The sequence below is a fragment of the Kineococcus deserti genome (genome assembly GCF_050871945.1).
GTDB lineage: Bacteria > Actinomycetota > Actinomycetes > Actinomycetales > Kineococcaceae > Kineococcus.
On record NZ_JBJLSI010000001.1, the window covers coordinates 280,644 to 297,047 of the forward strand.

Annotated in this window: 11 protein-coding genes; 9 read left to right on the plus strand and 2 right to left on the minus strand. The window is 73.1% G+C overall.

Annotated elements, in window-relative coordinates; all coding sequences use genetic code 11:
• Window positions 1–7 precede the first annotated feature (7 nt).
• Window positions 8–736, plus strand: coding sequence for a glutamine amidotransferase (locus tag ACRYR2_RS01445; RefSeq protein WP_432561028.1), 729 nt, complete (start codon window positions 8–10; stop codon window positions 734–736).
• Here ACRYR2_RS01445 and ACRYR2_RS01450 read toward each other — a convergent pair.
• Window positions 721–1,524: an SWIM zinc finger family protein gene (locus ACRYR2_RS01450; RefSeq protein ID WP_432561029.1), complete on the minus strand. Its 804-nt coding sequence runs from the start codon at window positions 1,522–1,524 to the stop codon at window positions 721–723. The genes ACRYR2_RS01445 and ACRYR2_RS01450 overlap by 16 nt on opposite strands.
• Window positions 1,517–4,552, minus strand: a complete 3,036-nt coding sequence (locus ACRYR2_RS01455; protein ID WP_432561030.1) for a DEAD/DEAH box helicase — start codon at window positions 4,550–4,552, stop codon at window positions 1,517–1,519. The genes ACRYR2_RS01450 and ACRYR2_RS01455 overlap by 8 nt, the downstream gene beginning before the upstream one ends.
• An 86-nt stretch (window positions 4,553–4,638) precedes the next feature.
• Here ACRYR2_RS01455 and ACRYR2_RS01460 point away from each other — a divergent pair, with 86 nt between their 5' ends.
• The 8 genes from ACRYR2_RS01460 (at window position 4,639) to ACRYR2_RS01495 (ending at window position 16,225) form a co-directional block, all read left to right on the plus strand.
• The gene (locus ACRYR2_RS01460; protein WP_432561031.1) at window positions 4,639–6,036 is read left to right on the plus strand and encodes a sugar porter family MFS transporter; all 1,398 of its coding nucleotides are present in this window, start codon (window positions 4,639–4,641) and stop codon (window positions 6,034–6,036) included.
• A gap of 474 nt (window positions 6,037–6,510) precedes the next feature.
• Window positions 6,511–6,600: a K(+)-transporting ATPase subunit F gene (gene kdpF / locus ACRYR2_RS01465; RefSeq protein ID WP_432561032.1), complete on the plus strand. Its 90-nt coding sequence runs from the start codon at window positions 6,511–6,513 to the stop codon at window positions 6,598–6,600.
• The gene (gene kdpA / locus ACRYR2_RS01470; RefSeq protein ID WP_432561033.1) at window positions 6,600–8,273 is read left to right on the plus strand and encodes a potassium-transporting ATPase subunit KdpA; all 1,674 of its coding nucleotides are present in this window, start codon (window positions 6,600–6,602) and stop codon (window positions 8,271–8,273) included. Before kdpF ends, kdpA begins: the two co-directional genes overlap by 1 nt.
• Complete coding sequence (kdpB, locus tag ACRYR2_RS01475) at window positions 8,270–10,351, plus strand: potassium-transporting ATPase subunit KdpB (protein ID WP_432561034.1); 2,082 nt, start codon at window positions 8,270–8,272, stop codon at window positions 10,349–10,351. Before kdpA ends, kdpB begins: the two co-directional genes overlap by 4 nt.
• 1 nt (window position 10,352) lies before the next feature.
• Window positions 10,353–10,940 carry a potassium-transporting ATPase subunit KdpC gene (kdpC, locus tag ACRYR2_RS01480; RefSeq protein ID WP_432561035.1) on the plus strand — a complete coding sequence of 196 codons (588 nt, stop codon included), beginning with the start codon at window positions 10,353–10,355 and terminating at the stop codon, window positions 10,938–10,940.
• A gap of 21 nt (window positions 10,941–10,961) precedes the next feature.
• Entirely contained in the window at window positions 10,962–13,514 is a 2,553-nt protein-coding gene (locus ACRYR2_RS01485; protein ID WP_432561036.1) for a DUF4118 domain-containing protein, read from the plus strand.
• Window positions 13,511–14,191, plus strand: coding sequence for a response regulator (locus ACRYR2_RS01490; RefSeq protein ID WP_432561037.1), 681 nt, complete (start codon window positions 13,511–13,513; stop codon window positions 14,189–14,191). The genes ACRYR2_RS01485 and ACRYR2_RS01490 overlap by 4 nt, the downstream gene beginning before the upstream one ends.
• 111 nt (window positions 14,192–14,302) lie before the next feature.
• Window positions 14,303–16,225, plus strand: coding sequence for an APC family permease (locus ACRYR2_RS01495; protein ID WP_432561139.1), 1,923 nt, complete (start codon window positions 14,303–14,305; stop codon window positions 16,223–16,225).
• The last annotated feature ends 179 nt before the right edge of the window (window positions 16,226–16,404 follow it).

Here is a 16,404-nt window from a genome sequence, read left to right on the forward strand (position 1 = left end):
TTCCCGGGTGCGGCCGTTCCTGTTGCTGGCCACCCGCGAGGACGACGCGGTGGCCGAGTCGGAGTTCGCGGCGTTCGCCCGCTTCGGCGGCCTCGCGCCGGGGGAGCTGACGCGGATCCGGCTCGAGCGCGAGCCGTTGCCCGACCTGGACCTGGCCGAGTTCTCCGGCGTCGTGCTGGGTGGCAGCCCGTTCTGCACCAGCGACGAGGAGAAGTCGCCGACCCAGCTGCGGGTCGAGCGGGAGCTGGCCGGCCTGCTCGACCGCGTCGTGGCCGCCGACGTGCCGTTCCTGGGTGCCTGCTACGGGATCGGCACGCTCGGCGTGCACCAGGGCGGCACCGTCGACCGGACCTACGGCGAACCCATCAGCACCGTCCCGGTGACGCTGACCGGGGCCGGTCGCGCCGACCCGGTGTTCGGGGCGCTGCCCCCCACGTTCGACGCCTTCGTCGGGCACAAGGAGGCGCTGACCGGGGTCCCGCCGGGAGCGGAGCTGCTGGCGGCCTCGCCGGGGTGCCCGGTGCAGGCGTTCCGGGTGGGCCGCAACGTCTACGCCACCCAGTTCCACCCCGAGCTCGACGTCGAGGGGATCCTCGAGCGGGTCGCGGCCTACCGGTACGACGGCTACTTCGACCCCGAGCGCTACGACGAGATCGTCACGCAGTTGCGGACCTCGAAGGCCGATGCCGCCGCGGGGGTGTGGCGGGGTTTCGTGCAGCGCTACCGGCGGGACTGAGCCAGCGCGACGTAGTAGGGGCGCAGGGTGTCGGCGATGCCGGCCGCGCCGGGGCCCAGCACGAGGTCGTCGAGGTCGTCGAGGACCGTGCGCCCGGGAACCCGCTGCCGGATCCCCAGGTCGGGCAGGTCGCCGGCGGCGCGGTGGAAGGTCGCGACGTGCAGGCTCAGGTCCTCGACGGGGTTCGAGGGGCCGGAGGCGGCCTCGGTGATGCGCCGCAGCAGCTCGGCGAGTTCGACACCGCGCAACGTCAGGGCGGTGGCGGGTTCGGCGTCGAGCTTCTCGGCCAGGGCGTAGACCACGGCCGCGGAGTGCTTGCACGGTTCGCCGTCGTCGGGGCAGCTGCAGTCGTAGTCGACCTCGCGGTCCACCGGCAGCAGGTCCACGCCGATGCCGGACAGCAGGTCGACCAGCCCCGGCGGGACGTCGCCCTCGAACAGGGGGGCGAGCAGCAGCGGGTTCTCCACCACGGTCGCCACGACGGCCTCGACCTCCGAGCTCGTCCAGTGCCGCACGGTGACCTCGACGAGGTAGGGCCGCGGCCGCGAACCCTGGACCCGGGCGCCGACCGCGCCCGGCCGGAGCCGCATCTCCACGACCTGACCGGCCCGGGCGTACGTCCTGCCCCGCTGCAGCCGTCCGCGGTCCCCGGTCTGCTCGAGGGCGTCGACGAACCGCTGCGACCACCAGTTCTGCGCGATCCGGCCGCGCTGGGAGCGCAGCTTGGCGCCACCACCGGGCCGGCGCCTGCCGTACTGGCCGAAGTCGTCCGAGGGCACGTCACTCACCCACCGCGTCGTCGCCCAGGCGCAGCAGTTCGCGCAGCGCGTCCCCGTCGAGTTCGGTGATCCAGCCCTCGCCGCTGCCCACGACCTGATCGGCCAGGTCGCGTTTGCGCGCGATGACCGCGTCCACCCGTTCCTCCACGGTGCCCACGCTGACGAGTTTGCGGACCTGCACCTGCCGGTGCTGGCCGATGCGGAACGCGCGGTCGGTGGCCTGGTCCTCCACGGCCGGGTTCCACCACCGGTCCACGTGCACGACGTGGTTGGCGGCGGTGAGGTTCAGGCCCGTCCCGCCCGCCTTGAGCGAGAGCAGCATCACGCCGGGTCCGTCGGGCTCGGAGAACTCCGCGACCATCTCGTCCCGGCCGCGGCGGGTCACCCCGCCGTGCAGGAACGGCACCGGTTCGCCGGTCAGTTCGGTCAGGTGCGGGGTCAGCAGGTTCCCGAACTCGGCGAACTGGGTGAAGCAGAGCACCTTCTCGCCCTCGGCGCGGGCGGAGGTGACGATGTCGTCGAGCAGTTCCAGCTTCCCCGAGCGGTGCCGGCCCCGGTGCAGGACGCCGGAGGAGTCGCCGAGGTAGTGCGCGGGGTGGTTGCAGATCTGCTTCAGCCGGGTCAGCGTCGCCAGGATCAGCCCGCGCCGGGACATCCCGCCGGGGTCCTCGTCCTTGGCCGCGAGCCGCTCGACGAGGTCGTCGACGACTCGGCGGTACAACGCGGCCTGCTCCGGTGTGAGGTTCGCCCGCACCGTCATCTCGATCTTCTCGGGCAGGTCACCGGCGACCGTGGGATCGGTCTTGACCCGGCGCAGCACGAACGGGCGGGTGACGACGGCGAGCCGGCGCGCCGGTTCGGCGTGGCCGAGCTTCTCGATGGGCACGGCGAAGGTGTCGCGGAAACTCGCCGCGCTGCCCAGCAGGCCCGGGTTCGTCGCGTCCAGCACGGCGCGCAGGTCCTCCAGCCGGTTCTCCACCGGGGTTCCGGTCAGGGCCACGCGGTGCCGCGCGGGCAGGGCGCGCACGGCCCGCGCCTGCCGCGTGTTCGCGTTCTTGACGTACTGCGCCTCGTCGAGCGCGACCCGGTGCCAGTCCGCCGCCGCCAGGTCCGTGACGTCGCGCACGAGCAGACCGTAGGTGGTGATGACCAGGTCCCGGCCGGCCACCAGCGCGGCCAGTTCGGCACCCCTGGGCCGGCCGGCGCCGTGCTGGACGTGCACCCGCAGGCCAGGGGTGAAGCGGGCGGCCTCGGCGGCCCAGTTCCCGACCACCGACATCGGGCAGACCAGCAGCGTCGGGCCGGGGTCGCCGTCGCGTTCGTGGGCCAGCAGGGAGAGCAGTTGCAGCGTCTTGCCCAGCCCCATGTCGTCGGCCAGCACCGCGCCCAGCCCGAGCCGGGACATCGTCGCCAGCCACGTCAGCCCGCGCCGCTGGTAGGGACGCAGGACGGCCTGCAGCCCGGGCGGGTCGGGCAGCTCGGGCAGGCGCTGCGCGGCCTCGCCGGACAGCACGTCGCCGAGGATCCCGCGGGCGTCCACGCCGGTGACCGGCGCCGGCAGGTCGCGCCCCGAACCCACCATCGCCAGGACGTCGAGGATCGTCGCCCGGCCGTCGCCGCGCTTGCGCAGGAACGTCGCGCTGCGCCGCAACGACTCCGCGTCGACCTGCACCCACTCACCGCGGAACCGGACCAGCGAGGACTTCGACGCGGCCAGCGCCAGCAGTTCGGCCTCGCTGACGGGGGAGTCGCCGAGGGCGGCCTGCCAGCGGAAGTCGACCAGGTCGTCCTTGCGGATCTTCGGATCGGTGATGGCGCCCGGCTGCGCCGCAGAGGCGTTCAGCGACAGGGTCAGCGCCTTCTTCGTCCAGTGCCGCGGCAGCTGAAGCGCGACCCCGGCCGCGGCCAGCCTCGGTCCGCCGTTCTCGACCAGGTCGAGCAGTTCCTCGATGGTCAGGTCGACGCCGGCCTGCGCCGCCGCGTCGGTGCGGCCGCCGAGGATGCGCTTCAGCGGCGGGTGCGCGGTCCCGGCGCGCGCGGTGCCGGTGAGCAGGACCAGCAGCGGGTCCTCACCGTCCGACCGCGGGCCGCCTTCGGCGCGGGCCTCCTCGAGGGTCAGCACGAGGCTGGGATCGTCCAGCGGCCGCAGCCGCGTCTGCAGCCGCCAGCTCACATCGCCGGTGTCGTCCTGCGCCGTGGTGTCCAGCCGCCCGTCGGCCAGGTCGTCGGGCAGGTCCTCCCACGGTTCGGGTTCGACCACGCGCAGCACGACGTCGTAGCCGGAGTCGTCGGCGCTGCGGTGCCAGTCGCGGATCCGGCGCGCCACCGGCAGGAGGCTCCCGTCGTCGGGAAGGAGCCGGCCGGTCCGCAACGCCGTGAGCCAGGCGCGGACCGTCGCCCCGTCGGGCAGGTCGTACGGCACCACCGACCTCGTCCGGTCGGCGACCAGGACGTCGACGACGACCGCGCAGACGTCGTCGAGGAGGTCCACGGCCTGGGGTGGGCCGTTCTCGCCCCGTTCGGCACGCAGCACCGGCGGGCACGCCTGCGCGACCGCGGTGCGCCACCGGCCGAAGGCGCGGTCCGGTGCCGGGATCCAGCGGGCGGTCCACTGCCCACCGCGCACCGCGAGGTCCGGCACGACGTGCCCGGCGTCGACCGCGGCGCGCGCTCCCGCCGCCACGTGGGCCAGCCAGCGCAACCCGTCCGAGACGGGCAGGTCGCCGGTCGCCACCTCGCTGAGGACCTCCAGCGCCTGGGCACCGGTCAGTTCGACGACGTCGAGGTCGACCGGCAGCAGCCGCAGGTCGGCGCGCGGTCTGCCGGTCGAGGCGGCCGGGCGACCGGAGGGGGTGCACGGCAACAGCAACGACAGCGTCGCCACGGCGGGACGGGCGAGCGCCCGGGCCAGGGCCTCAGCGGCGGGTGCGAGGGCGGCGAGGTCGCTGGCACGAGCGGGCCCGGGCCGCCGTCGGGGCGCCTCGACCCACAGGGCGAGGGAGTGCTGCCGGGTCCAGAGGCCGTGGACGAGGAGCACCGGGGAAGCCTACGACGGCCCGGCGCCGGCGCCGCCCACGCGCTCCACCGCGCCGAGAACCGCCGCCGGTGGTTCTCTCGGGAACCGTGGACACATCGACCCAGCACGGCACGGCCCGGGTGACTCCCGTCCTGCTCGTCACCGCCGTGGCGGCCGCCATCTCCGGGTTCCTCTACGGCTACGACACCGGGATCATCTCCGGCGCCCTGCTGCAGATCGGCGACGAGTTCGGCATCAGCCGGATCCAGGAGCAGGTCATCACGGCCGGGATCCTCGTCGGCGCCGTCCTCGGCGCCTTCGCCGGATCGAAGCTGTCCGAGCGCTACGGGCGCAAGAAGACGATCCTCCTCGTCGGGGTCGTCTTCGTCCTCGGGACGCTGGCCTGCTCGGTGGCGCCGACCGCCACCACGCTGGCCGCCGCCCGGGTGCTGCTGGGCACCGCCGTCGGTGCGGCCACCCAGACCGTGCCGATGTTCGTCGCCGAACTGGCTCCCGCGGCCCGGCGCGGCCGGCTCGTGCTGAGCTTCCAGCTCGCGATCGGCGTCGGGATCCTCGTGGCGACCCTCGTCGGGGCCAGCGAGCAGCTGTCCTGGCGGTGGTCCATCGGCCTGGCCGCGGTCCCCGCGGCCGTCCTGTTCACGATCATGCTGCGCCAGCCCGAGAGCCCCCGCTGGCTGGTCAAGGCCGGCCGCGTCGACGACGCCCGCGCCACCCTGCAGCGCATCCGCGGCGCCCACGCCGACCACCGGGACGTCGAGGACGAGCTCGACCACATCGTGGGCCTCGAACGCGAGCAGCGGAAGGCACCGGCGAAGGGCTGGGACGGGTTGCGGCAACCCTGGATCCGGCCCGCGCTGGTCGTGGGGTGCGGCATCTCGCTGTTCACCCAGCTCTCGGGCATCGAGATGATCATCTACTACACGCCGACGATCCTCACCGACGTCGGCTTCGAACGGTCCAGCGCGCTGCAGGCCAGCGTCGCCCTGGCCGCGACCTACGTGGTCATGCAGGTCGTCGGGCTCGCCGTCATCGACCGGATCGGCCGTCGCCGGCTCGTCCTCGTCATGATCCCCGGCGCCGCCGTCGCGCTCGCGGTCCTGGGCACGGTCTTCGCGACGGGGCAGGACACCCCGGACACGGCGTGGTTGCTGGTGACGTGCCTGATCGTGTTCATGCTGTTCAACGCCGGCGGGCTGCAGCTGATGGGCTGGCTGACCGGGTCGGAGGTGTACCCGCTGGCGGTGCGTTCGGCGGGGACCAGCGCGCAGGCGATGGTGCTGTGGGGCAGCAACGCGGTCCTGTCGCTGACGATCCTGTCGATGATCGACGCCATCGGCGAGGGCGGCGCGATGTTCGTGTACGCGGCCTTCAACGTCGCGGCGTGGATCTTCATCTGGCGCGTGGTGCCCGAACTGTCCGGGCGGTCGCTGGAGGACATCGAGGGGGCGTTGCGCCGCGACTCCTTCCGTCCCGGCGGGGTGTGAGCAGGACACGCGGACGACTTCCGCGAAGTTCACCCGGACGGAGCAACGACCTGGCAGGCTGCGTCCTGGGTGCAACAGCGGACGCCCACCGAGGTAGGTGTTGTCCGAGGGGGAGCCACATGTCCCGCAAGCTCTTCGTCATCTACGGCGCCGTCTTCCTGGCGCTGCGCACGGCGGTCTGAAGCGCCGGGTCGCCGCGCCGGGCTGAGCCGCGCGGCGACCGCAGGACCGGCCCGACCCGGTGGACCGAGCGAACCGACGAGGGCCGTCAAGGAGCCGTCAACGGCGGTCCCCGCACGCGTCAAGGAGGCGTCAGGACCCGGAGAACCGGGTCGCGCAGGTGCTGGGGTGTGGAACGCACCACCTCCCAGACCACCTCTCCTTGGAGTTCCTCGTGTTGGACGTCGGGTTCGTCGCCCTGACCCTGGCCCTCGCCGTCGCCGCGACCCTGCTGGTGCGCGCGCTGGAGCGCCGGTGAGCCCGGAGGCGGCGGTGGGCCTCGTGCTCGCCGTCCTGGCCGCCGGTTACCTGCTCCACGCCCTCCTGCACCCGGAGAGGTTCTGATGGGCGACACCGCCGCCGGTCTGCTGCAGATCGGCCTCCTCGTCGTCCTGCTCGCCGCGGTCCACGTCCCGCTGGGCGACTTCATCGCCCGCTCCTTCACCAGCACCCGGCACCTGCGCCTCGAGCGCGGCCTCTACCGCCTGCTGCGGGTCGACGGGGACGCCGACACCCGCTGGAGCACCTACGCCCTGGCCGTCATCGGGTTCTCGACCGTCTCGATCCTGTTCCTGTACGCCTTGCTGCGCCTGCAGTCGTTCCTGCCGTTGTCGCTGGGCAGGCCGGCCATGGAGCCGTCGCAGGCGTGGAACACCGCCGTCTCCTTCGTGGGGAACACCAACTGGCAGTCCTACTCCGGTGAGTCCGCCGTCGGGCACCTGGTCCAGATGGCCGGCCTGACCGTGCAGAACTTCCTGTCCGCCGCGGTGGGCCTGGCCGTCGCCGTCGCCCTGGTGCGCGGGCTGACCGCCCGCGGGACCGGCACGATCGGGAACTTCTGGGTCGACCTGACCCGCGGGACCCTGCGCGTCCTGCTGCCCCTGTCGGTGGTCGGCGCCGTGCTCCTGCTGCTGACCGGGGTCGTGCAGAACTTCGCCGGCGCCACGGAGTACACGACGCTGGCCGGCGGGTCGCAGACGATCATCGGCGGCCCGATCGCCTCCCAGGAGGCGATCAAGCTGCTGGGGACCAACGGGGGCGGGTTCTTCAACGCGAACTCCGCGCACCCGTTCGAGAACCCCACCGCGCTGTCGAACCTCCTGCAGGTCTTCCTCATCCTGGTGATCCCGTTCAGCCTGCCCCGCACGTTCGGCACGCTGGTCGGGGACCACCGCCAGGGGCTGGCGATCCTGTCGGTCATGGGGTTCATCTTCGGCGTCTCCCTCACCGTGACGACCTGGGCCGAGACGCACGCCCTGGGCACCGTCCCGCAGGCCGTCGGCGCCGCCGTGGAGGGCAAGGAGACCCGGTTCGGGGAGTGGGCCTCGGCGCTGTTCGCCACGGCCACCACCGGAACGTCCACCGGGGCGGTGAACTCCTTCCACGACAGCTACACCGCCCTCGGTGGGGGCATGCTCATGCTGAACATGATGATGGGCGAGACCACGCCCGGCGGCGTCGGATCGGGCCTGTACGGGATGCTCGTCCTGGCGATCCTCACCGTGTTCATCGGTGGACTGATGGTCGGCCGGACGCCGGAGTACCTCGGCAAGGGCATCCGCCAGCGCGAGATCACCCTGGCCGCCCTGTACGTCCTGGCCACGCCGTTCGCGCTGCTCGTCGGGGCGGCGATCGCGCTGTCCAGCGAGGCCACCCGCTCGGCGCTGCTGAACAGCGGCCCGCACGGCCTGAGCGAGGTGCTCTACGCCTTCGCCTCCGCGGCGAACAACAACGGCTCGGCCTTCGCGGGCCTGTCGGCGAACTCGTACTTCTACAACACCGCGCTCGGGCTGGCCATCCACGTCGGCCGGTTCCTGCCGATGGTCCTGGTCACCGCCCTGGCCGGCGCGTTCGCGGCCCAGAAGCCGGCCGCCGCCACCGTCGGCACCCTGCCCACCCGCACCCCGACGTTCGCCGGGATGCACACCGCGGTCGTCGTGGTCGTCACGGCCCTGACGTTCTTCCCCGCCCTGGCCCTCGGCCCGATCGCCGAAGCCCTCACTGGAGCGCAGTCGTGAGCACCCTCACCGAAACCCCCGCCGAGACCCAGGCGTCGACCCCGCACCGGGTCGCCAGCGGGGCCTTCAGCCCCCGCCAGCTCGTGCAGAACCTGCCCGACGCGTTCCGCAAGCTCGACCCGCGGCACCTGGCCCGCACGCCCGTCATGTTCGTCGTGGCCGCCGGGGCGGTCCTGACCACCGTCCTGGCGGTCCTGGAGCCGTCGGTGTTCGCGTGGGTCATCGCGGCCTGGCTGTGGATCACCGTCCTGTTCGCCAACCTCGCGGAGGCCGTCGCCGAGGGCCGCGGCCGGGCGCAGGCCGCCTCGCTGCGCAAGGTCAGCACCGAGACGGTCGCCCGTCGGCTGGAGGACGGCCGCGAGGAGGTCAGGATCCCCTCCAGCCAGCTGCGCGTCGGCGACCTCGTCGTCGTCGAGGCCGGCGAGACGGTTCCCGGGGACGGTGACGTCGTCGACGGTGTCGCCAGCGTCGACGAGTCGGCCATCACCGGTGAGTCCGCCCCCGTCATCCGCGAGTCCGGCGGTGACCGCAGCGCCGTCACCGGGGGCACCACTGTCCTGTCCGACCGCATCGTCGTGCGGATCTCGGCGAAACCCGGCGAGAGCTTCGTGGACCGGATGATCGCACTGGTCGAGGGGTCGGCCCGGCAGCGGACGCCGAACGAGATCGCGCTGAACATCCTGCTGGCCGGCCTCACCCTGGTGTTCCTGCTGGCCGTCGTGACGCTGCAGCCGATGGCGGTCTACTCGGGGCGTCCGCAGAGCACGATCGTGCTGGTGGCGCTGCTGGTCTGCCTCATCCCCACCACCATCGGCGCCCTGCTGAGCGCCATCGGCATCGCCGGCATGGACCGGCTCGTGCAGCGCAACGTGCTGGCCATGTCGGGCCGGGCCGTCGAGGCCGCCGGCGACGTCGGAACCCTGCTGCTGGACAAGACCGGAACCATCACCCTGGGGAACCGGCAGGCGCACGAACTCGTCGCCGCCCCGGGGGTGACGCTGTCGGAACTGGCCGACGCCGCGCAGCTGTCCAGCCTGGCCGACGCCACGCCCGAGGGACGGTCCGTCGTCGTCCTGGTCAAGGAGCAGTACGGCCTGCGGGCCCGTGCCGAGGGGGAACTGCAGGGCGCGACCTTCGTGCCGTTCACCGCGCAGACCCGCATGAGCGGCGTGGACCTCGACGGTCGTGAGATCAGGAAGGGCGCCGCTGCGGCCGCGACGCACTGGGTGCGCACCCTCGGCGGCGAGGTTCCCGCCGAGGTGGGACAGGTCGTCGAGGACATCTCCACGGCCGGCGGAACCCCGCTCGTCGTGGCCGAGAACTCGCGCGGAACCGCCCGCGTCCTCGGCGTCATCCACCTCAAGGACGTCGTCAAGGAGGGCATGCGCGAACGGTTCGAGCAGCTGCGCGCCATGGGGATCCGGACCGTCATGGTCACCGGTGACAACGAGCGCACCGCCCGGGCGATCGCCGTCGAGGCCGGCGTCGACGACGTCCTGGCCGAAGCCACCCCGGAGGACAAGCTCGAACTCATCCGCCGCGAGCAGTCCGGTGGCCGGCTGGTGGCGATGATGGGGGACGGCACCAACGACGCCCCCGCGCTGGCCCAGGCCGACGTGGGGGTGGCGATGAACACCGGGACGACCGCGGCCAAGGAGGCCGGGAACATGGTCGACCTGGACTCCAACCCCACCAAGCTCATCGAGATCGTCGAGATCGGCAAGCAGCTGCTCATCACCCGCGGGGCGCTGACGACGTTCTCGATCGCCAACGACATCGCGAAGTACTTCGCCATCATCCCGGCGATGTTCGTCACGACGTTCCCGCAGCTGGACGCCCTCAACGTCATGCGGCTGGCCACCCCGGAGTCGGCGGTCGTCTCGGCGATCGTGTTCAACGCCCTCGTCATCGTCGCGCTGATCCCGCTGGCCCTGCGGGGCGTGCGGTACCGGCCCTCCAGCGCCGCGTCCCTGCTGCGCCGCAACCTGTTCGTCTACGGCGTCGGTGGTGTGGTCGTGCCGTTCATCGGCATCAAGCTCATCGACCTCATCGTCTCCCAGATCCCGGGGCTCGGCTGACATGTCCACTTCCACGAACCTGTTCCGGCAGCTGCGCACCGGACTGCTGCTCCTGCTCGTCGCCACCGCCGGCCTCGGGCTGCTCTACCCGACGGCGGTCTACGCCGTCGGCCGGATCGTGCCCGACCGCGCCGACGGCCAGATCGTCAGCGTCGAGGGCACCGACGTCGGCTCGGCGATCATCGGCCAGTCCTTCACCGGCCCGGCGTGGTTCTGGCCGCGCCCCTCGGCCGCGGGCGACGGTTACGACCCGACCTCCAGCGGAGCCTCCAACCTCGGCCCGGAGAACGAGGACCTGCTCGCCGCGGTCGAGGAACGGCGGGCCGCGGCGGCCGCCGCCGACGGCACCGCCCCGGCCGAGGTGGCTCCCGACGCCCTGACCGCCTCGGGTTCGGGACTGGACCCCGACATCTCCCCGGAGTACGCCCAGCAGCAGGTGGCGCGGGTCGCCGCCGCCCGCGGGCTGAGCGGGCAGCAGGTGGCCGGCCTCGTGGCCGAGCACACGCGCGGACGGGCGCTGGGGTTCCTCGGCGAGGAGCACGTCAACGTGCTCGAGCTGAACATCACCCTGGCCGCGCTCGCGGGCTGAGCCGTGAGCGAGACTGCCCGGGTGGACGAGAAGCGGAGGGGGCGGCTGCGGGTCTTCCTCGGAGCCGCCCCCGGCGTGGGCAAGACGTTCGCCGCGCTCGACGAGGCGCACCGGCGCGCCGAGCGGGGGACCGACGTCGTCGTCGCGCTGGTGGAGTGCCACGGCCGGGAGAAGACCGAGGCGCAGCTGCGGGGGCTGGAGGTCCTGCCGCGCCGGACGGTCGTGCACCGCGGCATCGAGGTCGCCGAACTCGACGTCGAGGCCGTGCTGGCCCGCCACCCCCAGGTGGCCGTCGTCGACGAGCTCGCCCACACCAACGCCCCCGGGAGCGGGAACGCCAAGCGGTGGCAGGACGTCCACGAGATCCTCGACGCCGGCATCGACGTCGTCTCCACGGTGAACATCCAGCACCTGGAATCGCTCAACGACGTCGTCGAGCACATCACCGGCATCGAGCAGAAGGAGACCCTGCCCGACGCCGTGCTGCGTGCGGCCGACCAGGTGCAGCTGGTCGACATGACACCCGAGGCGTTGCAGCGCAGGCTCTCGCACGGCAACGTCTACGCCGCCGACCGCGTCGACGCCGCGCTGTCGAACTACTTCCGCACCGGCAACCTCACGGCGCTGCGGGAACTGGCCCTGCTGTGGCTGGCCGACCGCGTCGACGAGGGCCTGGAGAGGTACCGGGCCCAGCAGGGGATCGAGGTGACCTGGCCGGCCCGCGAACGGGTCGTGGTCGCGCTGACCGGCGGGGCCGAGGGGGCGACCCTGGTGCGCCGGGCCGCCCGCATCGCCGGCCGGGGCGCCGGTGGTGAGCTGCACGCCGTCCACGTCGCCAGCGGCGACGGCCTGGTGCGGACCTCACCGGCGCGGCTGGCCGAGCAGCGCGCCCTCGTCGAGGACCTGGGCGGGGTCTACCACCAGGTCGTCGGCGACCCGGTCAGAGGTGGGGTCGCCGAGTCGCTGCTGGAGTTCGCCAGGGGCGTGAACGCCTCGCAGATCGTCGTCGGGGCCAGCCGGCACCGACCGATCGCCTCGCTGTTCCGCCGCGGCGTCGGCGACGCCGTGGTCCGCGGTTCCGGGGCGATCGACGTCCTGGTCGTCACCCACGAGGAACAGGCCCGGCCCTTCCGGCTGCCGGGCCCGGCCCGCGCGACGCTGTCGCCGAACCGCCGGGCGCTGGGCTGGGTGCTGGCCGTGGCCGGCCCGGCCGTGGTCACCGCCGCGCTGCTGGCGCTGCCCACGCAGGACCTGGCCACCGACCTGCTGAGCTTCCTCGTCGTGGTGGTCGGGGCCGCGCTCGTGGGCGGGTTGTGGCCCGCGCTGGCCGCCGCCCTGCTGGGCAGCTTCGCCGTGAACTGGTTCTTCTCCCCGCCGTACCACCAGCTGGCCATCGCCCAGCCGACCAACGCCGTCGCGCTCGTCGTCTTCCTGCTCGTCGCGGTCGCGCTGTCCAGCACCGTCGACAAGGCCGCGGGCCGGTTGCGCGACGCCGAGCGCAGCCGCGCCGAGTCCGAGGCGCTGTCGGTCCTCACCCGTACGGCGCTGCTGGCGAAGGACCCCCTCGAGGAGGCGTTGCGGCACACCCGCGAGACGTTCTCCGTCGACTCGGTGACGCTGCTGGAGCGCGAGGACGTCCGCGCGCCGTGGGCGGTGGTCGCCGCGACGGGGGACCCCGTCTGCGTCCAGCCCGGCGACGCGGACGCGGAGGTGGTCGTGGACGACACCACCTGCCTGGTCCTGCGGGGACGGCTGCTCGGGGCGGACGACCGGCGCGTCTTCGAGGCCTTCGGCGCCCAGATCGCCGCCGTCCGGCAACGGCAGCGGCTGCGGGCCGAGGCCGCCCAGGTGCGCCGCCTGGAGGAGGGCGACGCGGTCCGCGGGGCGCTGCTGACGGCCGTCTCGCACGATCTGCGGACCCCGCTGGCGACGCTGAAGGCGTCGTTGGACAGCCTGCGGGCCAAGGACATCGACCTGCCCGAGGACGTCCGTGACGAGCTGCTGGCCGAGGTGGGGAACTCCGCGGACCGGTTGCAGGCCCTCATCGACGACCTGCTCGACCTGACCCGGGTCCGCAGCGGGGTCGTCGAACCCCACCTCGTGGTCGTCGACCTCGACGAGGTGGTGCACGCGGCCGTGCGCGACACGGGGCCCGTGGACGTGCGGATCCCCCTCGACCTGCCGCCGGTCTCCACCGACCCCGGCCTGCTGCAGCGGGTCGTGGCCAACCTGGTGCAGAACGCCGTCCGCCACGGCGGGTCCGGCGTCGAGGTGGTGGCCGGCGTGGCGACCGAGGACGCCCGCCGGACCGTCCGGCTCCTCGTCGTCGACCACGGGCCCGGCCTGCCGGGCGCGGCCAAGGAGCGGGCGTTCACCCCGTTCCAGCGGTTGGGGGACCGTTCGACGGCCGGGCTCGGCCTGGGGCTGGCCGTCGCGCGGGGCCTGGCCGAGGCCGTCGGTGGGCGGCTGGACGCCGAGGACACACCCGGTGGCGGGCTGACGATGGTCCTGGAACTGCCGCCGGCGGGGCACACGCACGAGCTCGCGGAACTGCCGGAGAAGATGGACGCGTGAGCAGAGTCCTCGTGGTCGACGACGAACCCGGCCTGCGGCGGGCGTTGTCGATCAACCTCGGCGCGCGCGGCTGGGAGGTGACGGTCGCCGCGGACGGCGCCTCGGCGCTGGAGGCCGCGGCCTCCGCGCACCCGGACGTGGTGCTGCTCGACCTCGGGCTGCCCGACCTGGACGGGCTGGAGGTCATCGCGGGGATCCGCGGCTGGAGCAGGGTGCCCATCATCGTGCTCACCGCGCGGACGGCCTCGGCCGACACCGTCGACGCCCTCGACGCCGGCGCCGACGACTACGTCACGAAACCCTTCGCGATGGACGTGCTGCTGGCCCGGCTGCGGGCCGCGGTCCGGCGTGGCGAGGTGCACGAGCCGAGCACCCCCGACGTCGTCGACTCCGGCGACCTGCACATCGACCTCGCCCGCCGCACCGTCACCCGCGCCGGGGAACCGGTGAAGCTCACCCCCACCGAGTGGCACCTGCTGCAGGTGCTGGTCACCAACGCCGGCCGGCTGGTCACCCAGACCCAGCTGCTCAAGGAGGTCTGGGGACCGGCCTACGGGCGGGAGACGAACTACCTGCGCGTCTACGTGGGGCAGTTGCGGCGCAAGCTGGAAGTGGTACCGGGCCGGCCGGTGCACCTCATCACCGAGCCGGGGATGGGTTACCGCTTCGAGGTGTGAGGCGTAAGGAACGCGTCAGGATTCCCGCCGGTCGGGTGGGTCGGCTTGCCGCGCCCGTCGCCGCGGTGGACCACTGGAGCCGTGTGTGCCCAGCAAACCTCCACCCGCCCGTTGCGTGACACCTGCCGATCGTGGTTGCTGGAGGGGACCGGGGACCGGGTGGCGCGACAGCCGGGCCCGCACCGGCAGGTCCCCACCGAGCACGACGGGCACCCGTGGTGGAAGGTCGTCTGCCTGACCGGCGTGGACTACTTCTCGACCCTGGGTTACCAGCCGGCCATCGCCTTCCTGGCCGCCGGGGTCATCTCGCCGATCGCCACGCTCGTCCTGGTGCTGGTGACGCTGTTCGGGGCGCTGCCGGTGTACCGCCGGGTGGCCCGGGAGAGCCCCCACGGCGAGGGGTCGATCGCCATGCTGGAGAAGGTCCTGCCGTGGTGGGGCGGCAAGCTGTTCGTGCTGGTGCTGCTGGGTTTCGCCGCGACCGACTTCCTCATCACCATGACCCTGTCCGCGGCCGACGCGGCCAAGCACGCGCTGGAGAACCCCTACGTCCCGCAGTTCCTCGAGGGTCACCAGCTCGGCGTGACCCTGCTCCTGCTGGCCGCACTGGGGGCGGTGTTCCTGCGGGGGTTCCGCGAGGCCATCGGGGTCGCCGTCGTGCTCGTCGTGGTCTTCCTCGGGCTCAACGCGGTCGTCGTGGTCGACGCGGTCGCGCACGTCGTCGGTCAGCCGGTCTCGGTGGAACGGTGGTGGGAGGCGGTCCTGGCCCAGGGGTCCTCACCGTGGGCGGTGCTGGGGGCGGCGCTCATCGTCTTCCCCCAGCTGGCTCTGGGGTTGTCGGGGTTCGAGACCGGGGTCCTGGTGATGCCGCAGATCGAGGGCACGAACTCCGGCCGCGGGCTGGCCGACCGGATCGCCGGTGCGCGCAGGTTGCTGACGGTCGCCGCGATCGTCATGAGCACGTTCCTGCTGGCCTCCAGCCTCGCGACCAGCGTGCTCATCCCGGCGCAGGAGTTCGAACCGGGTGGTGAGGCGAACGGTCGTGCGCTGGCGTACCTGGCCCACGAGTACCTGGGGAACGTGGTCGGCACCGCCTACGACGTGAGCACCATCGCCATCCTGTGGTTCGCCGGGGCCTCGGCGATGGCCGGGCTGCTGAACCTCGTCCCGCGCTACCTGCCGCGGTACGGGATGGCGCCGGAGTGGGCGCGGGCGGTGCGTCCCCTGGTGCTGGTCTTCACCGCCGTGGCCTTCCTCGTGACCTGGATCTTCGACGCCGACGTCGACGCGCAGGGCGGGGCGTACGCGACGGGCGTCCTGGTGCTCATCACCTCGGCGACCGTGGCGGTGACCCTGTCGGCGCACCGCGCGGGGGAACGCCGCGCCCGGGCGTTCTTCGCCACCGTCACCGTGGTCTTCACGTACACCACCGTGGCGAACGTCGTCGAACGCCCCGAGGGCGCCAAGATCGCCGCCTGCTTCATCCTGGGCATCGTCACCGTGTCGTTGGTCTCCCGCGCGCGCCGGGCCTTCGAACTGCGGGCCAGCGGAGTCGAGTTCGACGAGGTCGCCCAGGCGTTCCTCGACGAGGCCACCGCGCGGGGCGCGCTGCACGTCGTCGCCAACGAACCCGACGCCCGGGACGAGGCGGAGTACGCGGCGAAGTGGTACGACGAACGACGCGACCAGCACATCCCCGCAGACGAACCGGTGGTCTTCCTGGAGGTGACCGTCGCCGACGCCTCGGAGTTCGAGACCGACCTGCGGGTGCGTGGGGAGGAACGGTTCGGCCACCGGGTCCTGACCGTCCGCAGCTCGGCCGTCGCCAACTCGATCGCCGCCGTCGCCCTGGCCGTCCGGGACCGCACGGGTGTGCTGCCCGACGTGTGGTTCGAGTGGTCGGAGGGCAACCCGCTGGCGAACATCGTCCGGTTCCTGTTCCTCGGCTCCGGTGAGGTGGCGCCGGTGACGCGTGAGGTGCTGCGGCGCGCCGAACCCGACCCCGGGACCAGACCCCGCGTCCACGCCGGCTGAGGACACCGGTCAGCGCCCCTCGTCGCGCCACCCCAGGTCCCGCACCTGCAGCGCCCGGGTACCGGACGTCGCCCGCACGACGCGCAGGGCACCGCTGCCCGGTTCGACCAACTCGGCCGACTCGCCGAGGACCTCCCGCAGGAGTTCGGGGGTGGTGGAACCGACACCGGTCCGGGTTC